The organism is Tahibacter soli (assembly GCF_025717065.2).
Taxonomy (GTDB): domain Bacteria; phylum Pseudomonadota; class Gammaproteobacteria; order Xanthomonadales; family Rhodanobacteraceae; genus Tahibacter; species Tahibacter soli.
On sequence record NZ_JAOVZO020000020.1, the window covers coordinates 900146 to 916703 of the forward strand.

The window sequence follows — 16558 nt, forward strand, 5'->3', positions numbered from 1 at the left end:
TCAGGTACGAGTCAGTAGCTTTGCGCCGGTCGCCCGGCGTCTGTTTTATCGCTGTCGGAAAGGGCCCCAGGCCGGTTCGCGAACGTCGCCGTCGGCCAGCACCAACCGCTGGCGAACCTGGCCGTTGGCCGAGACCGCATACAACACCCCTTTCGGTCCTTCGGTCGCGGCGTACAGCAGCATGCTTGCGTTCGGCGCGAAGCTCGGCGATTCGTCCACGCTGCCGGGCGAGATGAAACTCATCTGCCCGGAGCCGACGCTCCGGTCCAAAACCGCAATACGATACACATTTCCGTTGCCCTGTGCCACAGCGATCTTCTTGCCGTCGTACGACACGGACGGGCTTGCGTTGTACTCGCCCTGGAACGTAAGACGGGTCGCATCGCCGCCGCTCGCCGCCACCTGGTAGATCTGCGGCTTGCCCGAACGGTCGGAGATGAAGACGAGGCTCTGGCCGTCCGGCGACCACGTCGCTTCGGTGTCGATCGCGAAGTGGTTCGTCACGCGCGTGATCTCGCGACTGGCCAGGTCCATGATGAAGATATCGGGGTTGCCGAGGTATGACAGCGTCAGCGCGAGCTTCGAGCCGTCCGGCGAGAACGACGGCGCGCCGTTGATGCCCTTGCGGTTCGAAACCACCTGGCGCGAGCCGGTCGAGATCTCCTGGATGTAGATCGCCGAGTCGCCGCGCTCGAACGAGACGTACGCGAGCTTGCGGCCGTCCGGCGACCAGGCCGGCGACAGGAGCGGCTCGCGCGAACGCACGACCACCTGCGGGTTGTAGCCGTCGGAGTCGGCCACCATCAGCGCGTAGTTGATGTTCGGCGCCACGCCGGCCGCTGTGACGTAGGCCACGCGCGTCCAGAACGCACCGCGCACGTTGAGGATCTTCTCGTAGATGAGGTCGGCGATCTGGTGCGCGACGCCGCGCAGGTCGCTGCGCTGGCCGGTGATCGCAAGGCCGAGCAGGCGTTCCTGCTTGGCGACGTCGTACAGCTCGAACTCGACGCGCAGCGCGCCGCCTTCGGCATCGGCGACGCGGCCGATGACGATATGCGACTGCTTGAGCATGTTCCAGGTCGGAAACTTGATGTCGCCCTGGCGCGAGGGGAACTCGACGACGTCGCCCTTGGCGAGCGTCTTGAATTGACCCGAGCGCGCAAGGTCCATGCGCACGACGTCGGAAACGTCGGTCTCGGCCGGCGTACCGGCGCCTTCGAACGCGAACGGCACGACCGCGATCGGTACCGCCGTCGACGTGCCCTTGGTGATGTCGATCACCGGCGTGTCGCTGGAGAGGCCGCTCGTCGGCGCCTGCGCGAAGGCCGCGAGTGCGGCCAGCGACAGCGCGAGGCCTGCGGCGAATCGGGCGATGAGGTTTGCTGGCATTGGGGGTTCGCCTTTTGTCCGTTGTTGTGTTCGCACTGCATGTGACGCGTGGATCAAAGCCGCGTGCCTTCGTTCCGCCGGGCACGCACGACGTTAACCGTCGAACTTGAAGTTCAGCTTAATCCGGCGCCGGAATACCGATTCGAAGCCTTTCACCGGCAACGGCGCCGCCCGCATGACCGCCTGTTCGAGCGACTGGCGCGTCAGCGGATCGGCGTTGCACGGCGTCGAAACGTTCGCGGTCATGACGTCGCCGCTCGGCAGCTGCACGATGTCGAGCACGCACTGCAGACCCGGCTGCGTCGTTTCCGGGCGCAGCCACGCGTTTTCGACCGCGTTCTGGATCGCCGCGAAATACTGCGCTTCGAGGCTGTCGTCCTTGCCTTCCTGGCCGGTGACGGCTTCGTCGCCTTCCATCAGATCCTTGTTGTACTGCTCCTCGAGCTTCTTCTGCTGCGCCGCGATCTCCTTGAGCTTGCGGTCGCGTTCCTGCTGTTTTTTCTCTTCTTCCAGTTTTTTCTTCTTCTCGGCGTCGGCCGCCTTTTTCTGCTCTTCTTCGAGCAGTTGCTGTTCCTTCTTGCGCTGTTCTTCCTGGACGCGTTTTTCCTCGGCGGCCTGCGCGGCCATCATCTCGGTCACGCGTTCCTGGTCTTTCTTGTCTTCTTTCGGCGGCTCGGGCGCGGGCGGCTCGGGCTTGGCCTGTTCCTGAGGCTTGGGCGGCTCGGGCTTCCTCGGCTTCGTGTTCTGCGGCTTCACTGTCCTCGGCGGACCGACGAGCGTCGCCTCGATCACGGGGCCGGGCAGCGTCACCACGACCGTCGACTGGCTCCAGAACATGCCGAGCGTCGCGACGGCGATCACCGCGAGGTGAACCGCGATCGAGAAGCCGAAGGCGCGCAGTTTGTCGGATGTCGTTTCCATCGTCTCAGCGCGCGGGTTCCGGCGGCGGCTGGCTCATCAGCCCGACCTTGGGCACGCCGGCCTGCTGCAGCAGCACCATCGCGTCGTAAATTTTCTGGTATTCCACTTTGCCGTCGCCGGCGACGTACACCGGCACCTTCGGGTTCTGGTTGACGAACGCCGTCACCATCGCCTTGAGCTTCGTCTCGTCGATCGCTTCGCGCGGCGCCTTGGGCAGGGTCAGGTACAGCTTGCCGTCGCGGTCGACGCTGACCACGGCCGGGTCCTTGTCGACCTGGATCGACTTGGCCTGCGACGCCGGCAGCTCGATGTCGACGCCGAGATTCAGGAGCGGCGCGGTCACCATGAAGATGATCAGCAGCACGAGCATCACGTCGATGTACGGCACAACGTTGATGTCGGCCTTGAGCTTCTTGCGCTTGCGGCGGTATGTGGGGTGATGCATGGGGCCTCCAACGCGGGACGAATGGGCGCAGGGTCGCGCTTATTCGTCGACGTGCGCCTGGCGTTGCAGGATCGAGGAGAACTCCTCGGTGAAGGTCTCGTAGCGCGATGCGACGCGCTCGACCTTGTTCGAGTAGCGGTTGTACGCCCACGACGCGGGAATCGCGGCGATCAGGCCCATCGCGGTGGCCACCAGCGCTTCGGAGATGCCGGGCGCGACCATCGCGATCGTGGCCTCCTTGACGGTGGCCAGGCCCTGGAACGCCGACATGATGCCCCACACCGTGCCGAGCAGGCCCACGTACGGGCTGATCGAGCCGACGTTGGCGAGAAATTCGAGATTCCCTTCGAGCCGGTCGATCTCGCGCGTCTGCGCCACGCGCATCGCGCGCTGCGCGCCTTCGAGCATCGTGCGCTGGTCGACGCCGCGGCGCTGGCGCAGCCGGGCGAACTCGCGAAAGCCCGCTTCGAAGATGCCTTCGATGCCGCTGATCTGGTCGCCGCGTCCGCTGACTTCGCGGAACAGCGCGGCGAGGTCGGCGCCGGACCAGAAGCGCTCCTCGAACTCGTTGGCGCTGCCGAGCGCGCCCTTGAGCATCGCGTGCTTGCGGAAAATGATCATCCACGACAGGAACGAGAACAGGAGCAGCACGGCCATCACGAGCTTGACGAACAAGCTCGCGCCGAGCACGAGGTGGATGAGGTTGAGATCGGCGTTCATGGGCTCTTTGCGAACAATCCTTCGGGAATGGGGCGCGGCCGGAAGCTCGCCGCGTCGATGCAGGCCGCGCGCACGCGCGCCTGCACCAGCACGGAGCGGTCGGCCGCGTGCAGAATTTGCTGTTCGAACACGAGGCTGGCGTTGCGACGTTCGACCAGGGCCACGGTCACCGCCAGCACGTCGTCGAGCCGGGCCGGCTTGACGAAGCCGATCGTCATGTCGCGCACGACGAAAGCGACGCTATTTTCCGTGCGCAGGCGCTCCTGCTCAATCCCCATCGCACGCAATTGTTCGCTGCGCGCGCGTTCGAGAAACCGCAGGTAGCTGGCGTGGTAGACGACACCGCCGGCGTCGGTGTCCTCCCAATAGACCCGGACGGTCCAGGAGAACGCGCTGTCGAGTCCTTGCGTCATGGGCGGTCGTGCGGAGTCCGGCTGTGGCCCGCCCTGCATTCGTGGTTTCCTCTGGTCCGAACTGAACGCGCGGATCATACCGTGCGAATGCGACTCGGTTTTAACGACCTTGCGCGTTCGTTCAGCTTCCGGACGCCTCGCCGTCGTCGAACGGCAGCCCGGCCTGCGGCGTCTCGCGCCGCGGCGGCTTGAGCCCGAAATGGCCGTAGGCTTTCGACGTGACCATGCGGCCGCGCGCCGTGCGCACGAGGTAGCCCTGCTGGATCAGGTACGGCTCGAGCACGTCCTCGATCGTGCCGCGCTCTTCCGACAGCGCCGCGGCGAGCGACTCGGCACCGACCGGCCCGCCGTCGAAGTTGTCCATGATCGTGCGCAGGAGGCGCCGGTCGAGCGCATCGAAGCCTTCCGCGTCCACTTTGAGCATTTCCATCGCCGCGCGCGCGACGTCGACCGTGATGACGCCGTCGGCGCGCACCTGCGCGTAGTCGCGCGCGCGGCGCAGCAGCCGGTTGGCGATGCGCGGCGTGCCGCGCGAGCGCCGAGCGATCTCGGCCGCGCCGGCCGGGTCGCAGGCGATGTCGAGAATCTTCGCCGAGCGCCGCACGATCGCCGTGAGTTCTTCGGGCGTGTAGAACTCCAGCCGCTGCACGATGCCGAAGCGGTCGCGCAAGGGACCGGTGAGGAGTCCCGCGCGCGTCGTCGCGCCGATCAGCGTGAACGGCGGCAGGTCGAGCTTGATCGAACGCGCGGCCGGGCCTTCGCCGATCATGATGTCGATCTGGAAATCTTCCATCGCCGGATACAGCACTTCCTCGACGACCGGCGACAGGCGGTGGATTTCGTCGACGAACAACACGTCGCGCGGCTGCAGGTTCGTCAGGAGCGCGGCGAGATCGCCGGCGCGCTCGATCACCGGTCCCGACGTCGTGCGCAGGTTCACGCCCAGTTCGTTCGCGATGACGTGCGACAGCGTCGTCTTGCCGAGGCCGGGCGGGCCGAAGATCAGCACGTGATCGAGCGCCTCGCCGCGGCGCTTGGCCGCTTCGATGTAGATGCCGAGCTGCTCGCGCGCGGCCTGCTGGCCGAGGTATTCGTTGAGCCGCTGCGGACGGATCGACGCTTCGAGCAGTTCGTCCTCGCGCGTCGACGCGGTCGAAGTGACGCGCAGGTCGCTCATATCTCGACCTGCGTGCCGAGTTCGATCAGGCGATTGCCCGGAATCTGGAAGAACGCCGTCGCCGGCAGCGCGTTGCGCGCCATGAACGCGAACAGGCGGTCGCGCCACAGCGGCATGCCCTGGCGGTCGGTCGGCACGATGCTCTCGCGGCTCAGGAAGAACGTCGTGTCCATCATGTCGAACGTGAGACCGGCCTTTTCGCAGCGGCCGAGCATGTCCGGCACGTCGGGGTCTTCGGCGAAACCGTAGCGCAGGATCAGCTTGTGGAACTCGTGGCCGAGCGAGACGACCTCGATGCGTTCCTCGGGTTCGGCCGTCGGCGTTTCGAGCCATTCGACCGTGAGCATCACGTTCTGCTCGTGCAGCACCTTGTTGTGCTTGAGATTGTGCAGCAGCGCGTGCGGCACCGAGTCGATCTGCGCGGTGAGAAACACGGCCGTACCCGGCACGCGCAGCGGCGGGTGCTCCGCGATCGATTCGATGAAGGGCTTGAGCGCGAGACCGGCCTGCTTGAGCTCGCGCATCACGAGTTCGCGACCGCGCCGCCAGGTGGTCATCACGGTGAACACGATCAGGCCCAGCACGAGCGGGAACCAGCCGCCGTGCTCGACCTTGTCGAGATTGGCGATGAGGAACGCCGCGTCGACGGTGCAGAACAGCGCGCCGAGCAGCGCGACGTTGTGGCGCTGCCAGCCCCAGATGCGGCGCGCGACGATCATCACGAGCACCGAGTCGATCGCCATCGTGCCGATCACCGCGATGCCGTAGGCCGCGGCGAGATTGGTCGACGAGCGGAAGCCCACGACGACCGCGAGCGTCAGCACGAGCAGCAGCCGGTTGATCCACGGCAGGTAGATCTGTCCGATCGTTTCGCGCGACGTGTGCTTGACCTGCATGCGCGGCAGGTAGCCGAGCTGGATCGCCTGGCGCGTGACCGAGAACGCGCCGGAAATCACGGCCTGTGACGCGATCACCGCGGCGAGCGTCGCGAGCGCGATCATCGGATACAGCAGCGGCTGCGGCACGAGCAGATAGAACGGATTGGCGGCCGCCTCGGGACTCGTCAGGAGCAGCGCGCCCTGCCCGAGATAGTTGAGCATCAGCGCCGGCAGCACGAAGGCGAACCAGGCGCGGCGGATCGGCTTCTTGCCGAAATGGCCCATGTCGGCGTACAGCGCCTCGGCACCCGTCAACGCGAGAATCACCGACGACAGCGTGAAGAATCCGGCGCGGCCGTTTTCGGCGAAGAACGCGATCGCGTAGTGCGGGCTCAACGCCTTGAGCACCTGCGGCGCCACCATGATTTCCATGACGCCGAGCGTGGCGAGCGCGACGAACCACAACACCATGATCGGGCCGAACACGTTGCCGACCTTCGCGGTGCCTCGGCTCTGGAACGAGAACAGGATCAGGAGCACGACGACCGCGATCGGCACGACGTAGCGTTCGAGGCCGGGCGCGGCGATCTTGAGGCCCTCGACCGCGCCGAGCACCGAAATGGCCGGCGTGATCACGCTGTCGCCGAAGAACAGCGCCGCGCCGAACAGACCGAACACCATGATCGCCCAGCGCGCGCGCGCGCTCGAGCGCACGCCGCGGTGCGCGAGCGAGGTCAGCGCCATGATGCCGCCCTCGCCCTTGTTGTCCGCGGCCATGATGAACGTCGCGTACTTGATCGACACGACGAGGATCAGCGCCCAGAAGATCAGCGACAGCACGCCGAGCACGTTGTCCGGCGTCGGCGGCACGCCGTGCACGCCGAACGCTTCTTTGAGCGTGTACAGCGGGCTCGTGCCGATGTCGCCGTAGACGACACCCACCGCGCCGAGCGCCAGCGCATAGAGTTTGTTGGGGTTTTCCGCGTGAGCCGTCATCGACTGTCGACCTGCAAGGGAAGCGGCGCAGCGTACGCGCGCGAGTTGGAGCAATCCGTCAGCGCAACGCGGCGCGCAACGCTTTGCGGATGATCGCTTCGGCGTCGTCGCCCGGCGCCGAAGCGTCCTTGACGAGCCGCGCGACCTCGGCCGGCTTGTAGCCGAGCTGCTGCAGCGCGACGCTCGCCTCCGCGACCGGATCGGCCGGCACCGCGCCGTTCGCGCCAAGGCCCGGCACCGCGCCGGCGATACCGTCGACGCGATCGCGCAATTCCACAATGATGCGTTCTGCGGTTTTCTTGCCGATGCCGGGAATGCGCGTCAGCGCGGCGACGTCGCCGGTCTGCACCAGCCGCGCGAATTCGTCGGTCGACGCGCCGGACAGGATCGCCAGCGCAATGCGCGCGCCGATGCCCGACACTTTCTGCACGGTGCGAAACAGACTGCGCTCGGCCTCGCGCAAGAAGCCGTACAGCGCGACGGTGTCTTCCTTCACCGCGTAGTGCACGCACAGCGTGACTTCGCGGCCGAGCTCGGGCAGGTCGAATACGGTCGACATCGGCGCTTCGAGTTCGTAGCCGACGCCGTTGACGTCGAGCATCAGCCACGGCGGCTGCTTCGACACCAGTACGCCTTTCAATCTTCCGATCATCGCCTGCGCCTCCATGCGGTGCGCGGTATGCCGATACGCTGCATCGTCGAGCGCGTGTGCGCGTGGGTCAGCGCAATCGCCAGCGCGTCGGCGGCATCGGCCTGTAGTTTACCCGGCAATTGCAGCAGTACGCCCACCATGTGCTGGATCTGCGTCTTGTCCGCCGCACCGCCGCCGACGACGGCCTGCTTGATTTCCTTCGGCGCGTACTCCTGCATCGACAGGCCTTTGTGCACAACCGCGCAAATCGCCGCGCCGCGCGCCTGGCCGAGCTTGAGCGCCGAATCGGCGTTCTTGGCCATGAACACGCGCTCGATCGCAACCTCGTCGGGCCGGTGTTCGTCGACGATGGCACCGATATCGTCGAAGATCTGCTTGAGCCGCAACGCGAAGTTCTCGTTGTCGGTCAGCTTGATCGCGGTGTGGAACACGTACACCGACCTGCCCGTCGCGTCGGCGTCGACGATGCCGATGCCGGTACGCTGCGAACCGGGGTCGATGCCGAGAATGCGGGTGGTCACTGCGTGCTGCCGTAGTCGAACGGCGACATCTTACTCGTAGGCGTCCGCGGACAGATCGGCGTTCGTGTAAACATGCTGCACGTCGTCGATGTCTTCGAGCCAGTCGATGATCTTCGCGACGGCCTTGGCCGCGTCGCCGCTGACCGCCACGTCGTTGTCGGCGCGCAGCGTGACTTCGGTCCGGTCCGGCTTGAGGCCGGCCTTGTCCATCGCCGCGCGGACCGCTTCGAACGCGTCCGGCGACGTCACGACGTCGATCGAGCCGTCTTCGGGATACACGACCACGTCGTCGGCGCCGGCGTCGAGCGCCGCTTCCATGATGCGGTCCTCGTTCGCGCCGGGCGCGTACGAGAGCACGCCGACCTTCTTGAACATGAAGGCGACCGAGCCTTCGGTGCCGAGGTTGCCGCCGAACTTGTTGAACGCCAGACGCACGTCCGCGACGGTGCGGTTGCGGTTGTCGGTCGTGCAGTCGACGATCACCGCGACGCCGCCCGGCGCATAGCCTTCGTAACGGATTTCCTCGTAGCTGACGCCTTCGAGTTCGCCCGTCGCCTTCTTGATCGCGCGATCGATCACGTCCTTGGACATGTTCGCGGCGAGGCCGCGGTCGATCGCCAGCCGCAGGCGCGGATTGCTGTTCGGATCGCCGCCGCTCGCGCGCGCCGCGATGCCGATTTCACGGATGACCTTGGTGAAGATCTTGCCGCGCTTGGCGTCCTGCGCGCCCTTGCGGTGCTGGATGTTCGCCCATTTGGAATGTCCGGCCATGGCTCGACAACACGGTGTTTTCGGGGCGCGCGATGCTAGCAGAGTCGCGCCCGGTTCCCAATCGCGACCGCACGATTCGAGGCGCCGGCTGCGGTGTTTTCGCGACGCGTTGGTACAAACGAGGCTATCCGTACCTACCTGCTCGTACGCAAATGACGGTAAACCTAGCGTCACCTCGCACTAACGTCTTCGTAACGCCCCCTTCATTACCTCGCAACGCCTGCCGCCCGCGAGAGCGGTCATGCGTGCCATCGTCCGGAGTTCCTTCGCATGTTCCGCAACAAGAAGTACGCATCCCCGCTTGCCGCCGTCCTCGCCGCCTCGGCGCTTTCGCTCGCCTCGTCGTCGGCCGTCGCGGCCGTGGTGTGCAACAACACCGGCTTTGCGATTCCGCAGACCGGCGACGGCATCTACTTCAATCTCGTCACCGGCGCGTCCGGTACGACGGGCGGCGCCGTCGACGGCTTCGACCTCAACCTGTACGGCACCACCCGGCTGCAGGCCTACTCGGGCGCCGACGTCAGCGAAAACAACGCGCTCGCGGGCACTGTCGTCGCCGGCAGCAACAACGATCTGTATTTCGTGATGACGAACGGCCAGCCGATCGACGGTTCGGTCAGCTGGACGTCCGAGTCCGGCGCGATGACGAACTGGAACACGGGCGTCGCCGGCGGCTATCTCGGCATCCGCTTCGACAACGAAGCCACGGGCGCGATCAACTTCGGCTGGCTGCAGATCACGACCACCGGCCCGAACGGTTTTCCGGCGAACGTCACGGCGTACTGCTACGAGAACACGGGCGCCGCGATCAACGCCGGCACCACGCCGGTCTCGCTGCAGAACTTCTCGATCGACTGATTGACAGTCGCTCGTCCCGGCACCACGCTGGCGCGCTCATTCGCTTGAGCGCGCCGGCTGTCGCATGAAATCTCGCTCCGCCCCGCCCGGCAAAGCCGGCACCGTGCGCCGCTATGCGCAGGACGCCGGGCGCCGCTATGCCGCCGGAGATTTTGCCGGCGCCGAAAACGCCGTGCTGTGTGCGCTCGCGCTGGCGCCGGACGACGCCGCGCTGCTGCGCATCGCTGCGCGCGTCCAGATCGCCCGGGGCCGTCCCGATCAGGCGATCGGCGATCTGCAGCGCGTGCTCGCGCAACACCCGAACGATCTCGACGCGCTGCGCGACCTCGCCGCCGCGCAGACCGCGTTCGCCGATTTCGCCGGCGCCGTCGACGCGACGAGACGCATCGTCGCGCTGCGCGGCGACGCCGCGGCCTGGTTCGAACTCGGCCTCGCACTCGACCGCAACGGCGATTGCGCCGACGCGCTCGCCGCCGCCGAGCGCGCGCTCGAACTCGACCCGACGAACGCCGCCGCACGCTTTTTGATCGGCCGCAGCCTGACCGGGCTTGGCCGTATCGACGACGCGATCACGACGTACCGGGCGCTGACCGCGATCGGCGCTCAGGCGCCGAAGGCATGGTTCGCGCTCGCCGACCTGAAGACCGTCGACTTCTCCGACGCCGAGCTTGCGACGATGGCCTCGATCTTGGCGGATGCGCGCATCGGCGACGAGGCGCGCATGCTCGTCGATTTCGCACTCGGCACCGCGTACGAAAAGCGCGGTCGCGCGGCCGAGGCGTACGCGAGCGTCGAACGCGCGAACGCCGCGCGCCGCCGGCACACACGCTGGGATGCCGCCGCGCATCGCCGCACGATCGACGCGATCCGCGACGCGTTCGCCGCGCCGGTCGCGTCGGCGCCGGGCGCGCTCGGCGCCGAAGTGATCTTCATCGTCGGCATGCCGCGCTCGGGCACGACGCTCGTCGAGCAGATGCTCGGCGCGCACCCGGACATCGTCGCGGCGAGCGAACTGCCGCATCTGGAAGCCGTGCTGCACGAGGAATCGACGCGGCGCGGCAGGGCCTTTCCCCACTGGGTCGGCAACGCGACCGCGAACGACTGGGAGCGCCTGGGCCACCGCTATCTCGAGCGCACCGCGCGCTGGCAGACCGCGCGCCGCTTCACCGACAAGCTGCCGGAGAACTGGCCGTACGTCGGCGCGGCGCTGGCGATGCTGCCGGGCGCGCGCGTCGTCGGCTGCGAGCGCGATCTCGTCGAAACGTGCTGGTCGTGCTTCAAGCAGCTGTTCGCGCCGAACCGCGTCGCGTGGAGCTACGCGCTCGACGACCTCGCCGCGTACGCGCACGACAGCCGCCGGCTGTGGGCGTGGTGGCAGGCGCGCGATCCGGCGCGCTGCCGCACGCTCGTACATGAGGAACTCACCGCCGATCCCGCGCGCGAAATCGCCGCGCTGCTCGATTTTCTCGATCTGCCGTTCGATCCGGCGTGCCTGGAAACCGGCCGTGCGCGGCGCGTCACGCGCACCGCGAGCGCGGCGCAGGCGCGCGCGCCGCTGCAGCGCGACACGGCACGCGGCGCGCGCTACGGCGAACTGTTCGCGCCGCTGCGCGCGGCGCTCGAACGCGCCGCAACCATTTAGCGACAAGTGCTTTTCTAGATTTGTGCGGCGAAACGGCCGTCACGCAGAAATGCGGCGGCCTGCTGCGCGACCGCGGCCGAAAACAGCAGGCCCGTATGCGTCACCGGCACTTCGCAGTGATCGGCGATGCCGTCGAGCCGCGTCTCGTCGACGCTGACGGTGCCGTCGTGCGGCGGCGTCAGGCCGCCGATGACGCGGCCGAGTCCGATCGGCAGGCTGCCGGCGACGACGCCGACCGGTCGCGCGCCGTCCCAGCGCTCGAGGCCGTTGCGCAGGATGTCGAGGCTGCGTCCGAGCAGATACGAGCCGCCCGGCAGCTTCGCGACGCCCCGCGCCGCGCCGCTGCCTTTGAGCGGAGAGCCGAGGCACACGATCTTGCCCGGCGGCAGGTCGCCGCCGCCCTGCCGTATCGCCTGCAGCGCGACGAGGCCGCCGAGACTGTGCCCGACGAGATGCACCTGCGGCGCCTGCGCCGCGCGCATGCGCTTGAGCAGCCGCTCGATGCCGGGTTCCGGCCCGCCGACGACGCTGGCGTACTCGAACAGGTCCGTCGCGTAGCCCGCGGCTTCGAGCCGCCGGCGCAGCGCCAGCAGCGAGAAGCCGCGCATCCACACGCCGTGCAGCAGGATCACGCGCTCGGCGGTCACCGCGGCGACGCTCAATCGGCCTTCGGCTTGACGACGCGCACGTGCAGTTCCTGCAGTTGCGGTTCGGGCACCTGCGACGGTGCCGCGGTCATGAGGTCCTGCGCGCTCGCGGTCTTCGGGAACGCGATCACGTCGCGGATCGATTCGGTGCCGGCCATCAGCGCGGCGATGCGGTCGATGCCGAACGCGATGCCGCCGTGCGGCGGCGCGCCGTACTTGAGCGCGTCGAGCAGGAAGCCGAATTTCGCCTCGGCTTCTTCCTTGCCGATGCCGAGCAGATCGAACACGGTGCTCTGCATTTCCGGACGGTGGATGCGGATCGAACCGCCGCCGATCTCGTTGCCGTTGAGCACCATGTCGTAGCCGCGCGACACGCTGATCGCCGCGTTCGCGACGAGATCGGACACGTCGTCGACCTTCGGCGCCGTGAACGGGTGATGCAGCGCGACGTAGCGCTTGGCGTCGAAGTCGTACTCGAACATCGGGAAGTCGACGACCCATAGCGGCTTCCAGCCTTCGGCCACGCGGCCGAGGTCGCGCGCGACCTTCAGGCGCAGCGCGCCGAGGAAGTCGCTGACGGTCTTGTAGGGACCCGCGCCGAAGAAGATCACGTCGCCGGTCTGCGCGCCGACGAGGTCGAAGATGCCCTTGACGGCGTCTTCGCCGAGGAATTTCACGATCGGCGACGTGAGCCCTTCGCGGCCCTTGTCGAGATCGTCGATGCGGATCCACGCCAGGCCCTTCGCGCCGTACTTCTGCACGTACAGGCCGTAGTCGTCGAGCTGCTTGCGCGTGAGTTCGGCGCCGCCCGGCACGCGCAGCGCCGCGACGCGACCGCCCGGATCGTTCGCGGGACCGGTGAACACCTTGAAGTCGCAGGTTTTTACGGCGTCGGCGACGTCGACGAGTTCGAGATCGATGCGCAGGTCGGGCTTGTCCGAACCGTAGCGGCGCATCGCTTCGGCGTAGGTCAGGCGCGGGAACGTCTCGTCGAGCGACACGCCGACGACGTCCTTGAACACCTCGCGGATCATCGCTTCGACGAAGTCCTGCACGTCGCGCTCGCCGACGAACGCGAACTCCATGTCGAGCTGCGTGAACTCGGGCTGGCGGTCGGCGCGCAGGTCTTCGTCGCGGAAGCAGCGCGCGATCTGGTAGTAGCGGTCCATGCCCGCCATCATCAGGATCTGCTTGAACAGCTGCGGCGACTGCGGCAGCGCGTAGAACTCGCCGGGATGCACGCGGCTCGGCACGAGATAGTCGCGCGCGCCTTCGGGCGTCGCCTTGGTCAGGATCGGCGTTTCGATGTCCTGGAAGCCGCGCGTGTCGAGATAGCGGCGCAGCGTCGAGACGAGGCGCGTGCGCATGCGCATCTTGCGCTGCATGTCCGGCCGGCGGATGTCGAGATAGCGGTAGCGCAGGCGCGCGTCTTCGCCGACGTTGTCGTCGAGCATGAACGGCAGCGGCGCGGCGGCGTTGAGCACTTCGATGGTGTCGACCAGCACTTCGATCTTGCCGGTGCGCACGCGGTCATTCACTTGCTTGTCCGGGCGCGCACGCACCTTGCCGATGATGCGCAGGCAGAACTCGTAACGTACGCTTTCGGCCACCTTGAACGCGGCGGCGTTGTCGGGCTCGACGACGGTCTGGACGATGCCTTCGTGATCGCGCAGGTCGATGAAGATCACACCACCGTGGTCTCGGCGGGTGTCCGCCCATCCGCAAAGAGTGACGGTCTGACCGATCAGGGTCTCGTCGACGAGACCGCAGTAGTGACTGCGCATGTGGTGGCAACTCCGACAAAGGCGTGAGGCCGAGGCCGCGCGCCGCCGGGTCGGCGGGCCGCGTCGGGCCGGCATGAAGCGACGAATCGTACGGAGTAAGTTGCTGCGCTGCAACGATATGCCGCGCGTGCACCGGAAACGAAAAAGCCCGCCTTGCGGCGGGCCTTTCCGAACGATTGCGAGCGCGTCGCGCGGGTGATCAGTCGCGCCAGCGGCGCTCGACCACGAACACCGCCGCGCAGCCCTGGTCGACCCAGACGCCCGCGCGGTTCCAGCCCCAGTTGCGGCCTTCCTGGCAGCGCGTACCGGAAATCTGGCGCTCGACGTAGACGCGACCGCCGCGACCGACGTCGACCTGACACAGGCGATAGCGGAAATCGTCGCTGTCGCAGCGGAAACGGATGTCCTGATCCCAGTCGTTGCCGGGACGCCAGCCGCCACCGCCACCGCCATGCCCGCCACCGCCGCCGCCCCAGCCGCCGTCGCCGCGACCGGCTTCGACGAAGACGCCGGCGCAGCCGCGGTCGACCCAGATGCCGCGGCGATCGATGCCCCAGGTCTGGCCGCGCACGCACTGGCTGCCGGAAATCTGGCGGGCCAGGCGCGCGTCGCGCCACGGCACGTCGCAGCGCGCATAGCGATAGTCATTGCTGCTGCATTCGACCGAATCGCGACCGCGCTGGGCGTCGGCGTTCGGTGCGGCGAAGAAAGAACCCAATACGACCACGGTTACCGCAAGCACTCGCGCAATCATTGCACCTCTCCTTTGGCAATACGCGGACGTAGTTTACGTCGGGCGAACCTGAATGGAGAGAGATCGGGAACTTTTATGCTCAGGTTGCGTTCGGCGTGCTCGCCGGCTTGGCCTCGGCCGCGGATGCCGGCGCGCTCTCGCTCTTGGCGGCAGCACCGGGCGCCTGGTCGCCGCCGGCGAGATTGCGCTTCTTGTCGCCGTCCTTCTTGAAGTCGGTTTCATACCAGCCGCCGCCGGCAAGGCGGAACGACGGCGCGGTCACGCGACGGCGCACCGACGGCTTGCCGCAGCTCGGACAATCCGTCGGATCGGCGTCGGACAGCTTCTGCAAGCGGTCGAAACGATTGCCGCAATCGGCGCATTCAAATTCGTAAATCGGCATGACGGGACTCTGAGCAAGCAAACTGAACGGAAAACTGAGCACCACATTAACGCAACCTTGCGATCCTTCCGTGCATCCGAACGACCATGCCGTTCGATCCATACGCCGCGAAAGTTCGCATGACTAAAGTTGGGTAGGCGGCCGTTGCGATTTACGGTATCTTTCGTACGAAAGATAGTCTAGATGGCGATCGGCGCGTCGGTGAAGGCACCGTCGGAAGCCGTTGAAATCGTCGATTGTAGCGGCTGACGGTGTTTTCCATGCAAGCCCGTAGTTTGGGACGCCAGAGTAGCGGCGTGTGTCTTGTCGACCGATTCGCGCCCTTGATGGGGCCGCGGCGGTCGAATGCAAGTACCTCCGCCTCACCAACGCCCGCCCCTGTCCGGGCGTACGCAACGTCTCCAACAGCCAGCCAGCCGGATGCCGCAGGACCGCGGCACGGTGCCGTGCGCCTCGCGTTCGGCATCGCCGCAATCGATTCGCCCCATGCATCGACGGGAAAACGGCGCCGTTTCCCGGGGCTTCGCGCACGCGCGATGCCTGTTCCACGCAGTCCGGCGCCATTGAGTCGCTCAGGGAGACGTCATGAACGCAACTGACAACACCGCCTCTATGCAGGCTGATCTCACAGCGCACCTTCGCGCGCCCGGCCCGCGGCACGAACTGGAATTCGTGACCAGCCTCGGCGCGCGCCGCTCGTTCGTGGGTACCGGCCAGAGCCTGGTTTCGGTCAGCCGCGGCGAATTGCTCGTCAACACCGTCGAAGGCCGCATTTCGCTGTTCGGCGGCGACGTTGGCGTATTTCACGGCCCGGTCGAGGTCTATCCGGCCATGGCCGGCTGCGGCAACTGGTCGGTCGTCAACGGTGCCGATCGCAGCTGGAGCCAGGCGCTGCGCCACGGCAGCTCCGATCCGACCGCCGCATTCCTCTTGCCCGGCGTCGCGGTGTGCCCGCCGGAACTGCGCCACGGCCTGATCGCCGCGCAGCGTGCACGCCTGCACCGCCGGCCGATGACGGCCGTCAACTCGGCCGAGCTGACGTTCCTCGTCGGCGTGCACGAACTACAGGCGCCGTGGCACCGCCAGGTGCAGGCCTGCCCGGGACGCACATTGCAACAGCGCCGCAATGTGTATTTCCGGCTGCAGCGCGTGCGCAACCACGTGCTCGCCAACAGCACCGAAGAACTGCGCACGAGCGACCTCGCTGCGATGGCGAACTATTCGCCATGGCATTTCATTCGCATTTTTTGCGACGTCTTCGGCGAAACGCCGCACGACTTCCTCGTGCGCCACCGGCTCAACCACGCGCGCCGGCTGCTGCATACGAGCTCGCTCGCGATTCGGGAAGTCGCGCTGGCGGCCGGTTTCGAGCATCGCTGCACGTTCGCGCGGCTGTTCCGCGAGCACTACGGCACCAGTGCCCAGCTGTATCGCCAGAACCTTTTGGCCAACGCCGCCTGAACAAAGACCGCTAGATCCGCGACACCAATACCCATCGTTCGCTGCAGCGATCCGGGGTGAATTGGCTAGTTTGGCCGGCGCCGGGCGACTGTCACGGAGTCGTCACGGCGCGTCACGTTTTCCCCGCATTACCGAAGCTCCGACGCC

At 67.0% G+C, this 16558-nt stretch carries 17 protein-coding genes; 3 read left to right on the forward strand and 14 right to left on the reverse strand.

Annotation, left to right across the window (positions count from 1 at the left end):
• Positions 1–45 precede the first annotated feature (45 nt).
• The 10 genes from tolB to OD750_RS24985 form a co-directional block, all read right to left on the reverse strand.
• On the reverse strand, positions 46–1389 hold the full coding sequence (tolB, locus tag OD750_RS24940) for a Tol-Pal system beta propeller repeat protein TolB (protein WP_263541334.1): 1344 nt from the start codon (positions 1387–1389) through the stop codon (positions 46–48).
• A 93-nt stretch (positions 1390–1482) separates the two neighbouring features.
• Complete coding sequence (tolA, locus tag OD750_RS24945; protein ID WP_263541335.1) at positions 1483–2310, reverse strand: cell envelope integrity protein TolA; 828 nt, start codon at positions 2308–2310, stop codon at positions 1483–1485.
• Positions 2311–2314: 4 nt separating this feature from the next.
• On the reverse strand, positions 2315–2755 hold the full coding sequence (gene tolR / locus OD750_RS24950) for a protein TolR (protein ID WP_263541336.1): 441 nt from the start codon (positions 2753–2755) through the stop codon (positions 2315–2317).
• 39 nt (positions 2756–2794) lie between these two features.
• Positions 2795–3475: a protein TolQ gene (gene tolQ / locus OD750_RS24955; protein ID WP_263541337.1), complete on the reverse strand. Its 681-nt coding sequence runs from the start codon at positions 3473–3475 to the stop codon at positions 2795–2797.
• The gene (gene ybgC, locus OD750_RS24960; protein ID WP_263541338.1) at positions 3472–3888 is read right to left on the reverse strand and encodes a tol-pal system-associated acyl-CoA thioesterase; all 417 of its coding nucleotides are present in this window, start codon (positions 3886–3888) and stop codon (positions 3472–3474) included. The genes tolQ and ybgC overlap by 4 nt, the downstream gene beginning before the upstream one ends.
• A 121-nt stretch (positions 3889–4009) precedes the next feature.
• Complete coding sequence (ruvB, locus tag OD750_RS24965) at positions 4010–5065, reverse strand: Holliday junction branch migration DNA helicase RuvB (RefSeq protein ID WP_263541339.1); 1056 nt, start codon at positions 5063–5065, stop codon at positions 4010–4012.
• On the reverse strand, positions 5062–6939 hold the full coding sequence (locus OD750_RS24970) for a potassium transporter Kup (protein ID WP_263541340.1): 1878 nt from the start codon (positions 6937–6939) through the stop codon (positions 5062–5064). Before OD750_RS24970 ends, ruvB begins: the two co-directional genes overlap by 4 nt.
• 58 nt (positions 6940–6997) lie before the next feature.
• The gene (ruvA, locus tag OD750_RS24975; protein WP_263541341.1) at positions 6998–7591 is read right to left on the reverse strand and encodes a Holliday junction branch migration protein RuvA; all 594 of its coding nucleotides are present in this window, start codon (positions 7589–7591) and stop codon (positions 6998–7000) included.
• Positions 7588–8112 carry a crossover junction endodeoxyribonuclease RuvC gene (gene ruvC / locus OD750_RS24980; protein ID WP_263541342.1) on the reverse strand — a complete coding sequence of 175 codons (525 nt, stop codon included), beginning with the start codon at positions 8110–8112 and terminating at the stop codon, positions 7588–7590. The genes ruvA and ruvC overlap by 4 nt, the downstream gene beginning before the upstream one ends.
• Before the next feature lie 30 nt (positions 8113–8142).
• The gene (locus tag OD750_RS24985; protein ID WP_263541343.1) at positions 8143–8883 is read right to left on the reverse strand and encodes a YebC/PmpR family DNA-binding transcriptional regulator; all 741 of its coding nucleotides are present in this window, start codon (positions 8881–8883) and stop codon (positions 8143–8145) included.
• Between the two features lie 270 nt (positions 8884–9153).
• Between OD750_RS24985 and OD750_RS24990 the strand changes: the two genes are divergently transcribed.
• A complete protein-coding gene (locus OD750_RS24990; RefSeq protein ID WP_263541344.1) occupies positions 9154–9741 on the forward strand; it encodes a hypothetical protein in 588 nt (195 codons plus the stop codon).
• Between the two features lie 64 nt (positions 9742–9805).
• Entirely contained in the window at positions 9806–11383 is a 1578-nt protein-coding gene (locus tag OD750_RS24995; RefSeq protein WP_263541345.1) for a tetratricopeptide repeat-containing sulfotransferase family protein, read from the forward strand.
• A gap of 14 nt (positions 11384–11397) precedes the next feature.
• Here OD750_RS24995 and OD750_RS25000 read toward each other — a convergent pair whose 3' ends face one another.
• The 4 genes from OD750_RS25000 to OD750_RS25015 all read right to left on the reverse strand — a co-directional run bounded on the left by OD750_RS25000 (position 11398) and on the right by OD750_RS25015 (position 14950).
• Positions 11398–12045 carry an esterase/lipase family protein gene (locus tag OD750_RS25000; RefSeq protein WP_263541346.1) on the reverse strand — a complete coding sequence of 216 codons (648 nt, stop codon included), beginning with the start codon at positions 12043–12045 and terminating at the stop codon, positions 11398–11400.
• Positions 12042–13814, reverse strand: coding sequence for an aspartate--tRNA ligase (gene aspS, locus OD750_RS25005; protein WP_263541347.1), 1773 nt, complete (start codon positions 13812–13814; stop codon positions 12042–12044). The genes OD750_RS25000 and aspS overlap by 4 nt, the downstream gene beginning before the upstream one ends.
• A gap of 199 nt (positions 13815–14013) precedes the next feature.
• Positions 14014–14568 (reverse strand): DUF3011 domain-containing protein, encoded by a 555-nt coding sequence (locus OD750_RS25010; RefSeq protein ID WP_263541348.1) that lies wholly within the window; start codon positions 14566–14568, stop codon positions 14014–14016.
• Between the two features lie 79 nt (positions 14569–14647).
• Positions 14648–14950, reverse strand: coding sequence for an FmdB family zinc ribbon protein (locus tag OD750_RS25015; protein ID WP_263541393.1), 303 nt, complete (start codon positions 14948–14950; stop codon positions 14648–14650).
• Positions 14951–15535: 585 nt separating this feature from the next.
• Here OD750_RS25015 and OD750_RS25020 point away from each other — a divergent pair.
• On the forward strand, positions 15536–16411 hold the full coding sequence (locus OD750_RS25020; protein WP_263541349.1) for a helix-turn-helix domain-containing protein: 876 nt from the start codon (positions 15536–15538) through the stop codon (positions 16409–16411).
• The last annotated feature ends 147 nt before the right edge of the window (positions 16412–16558 follow it).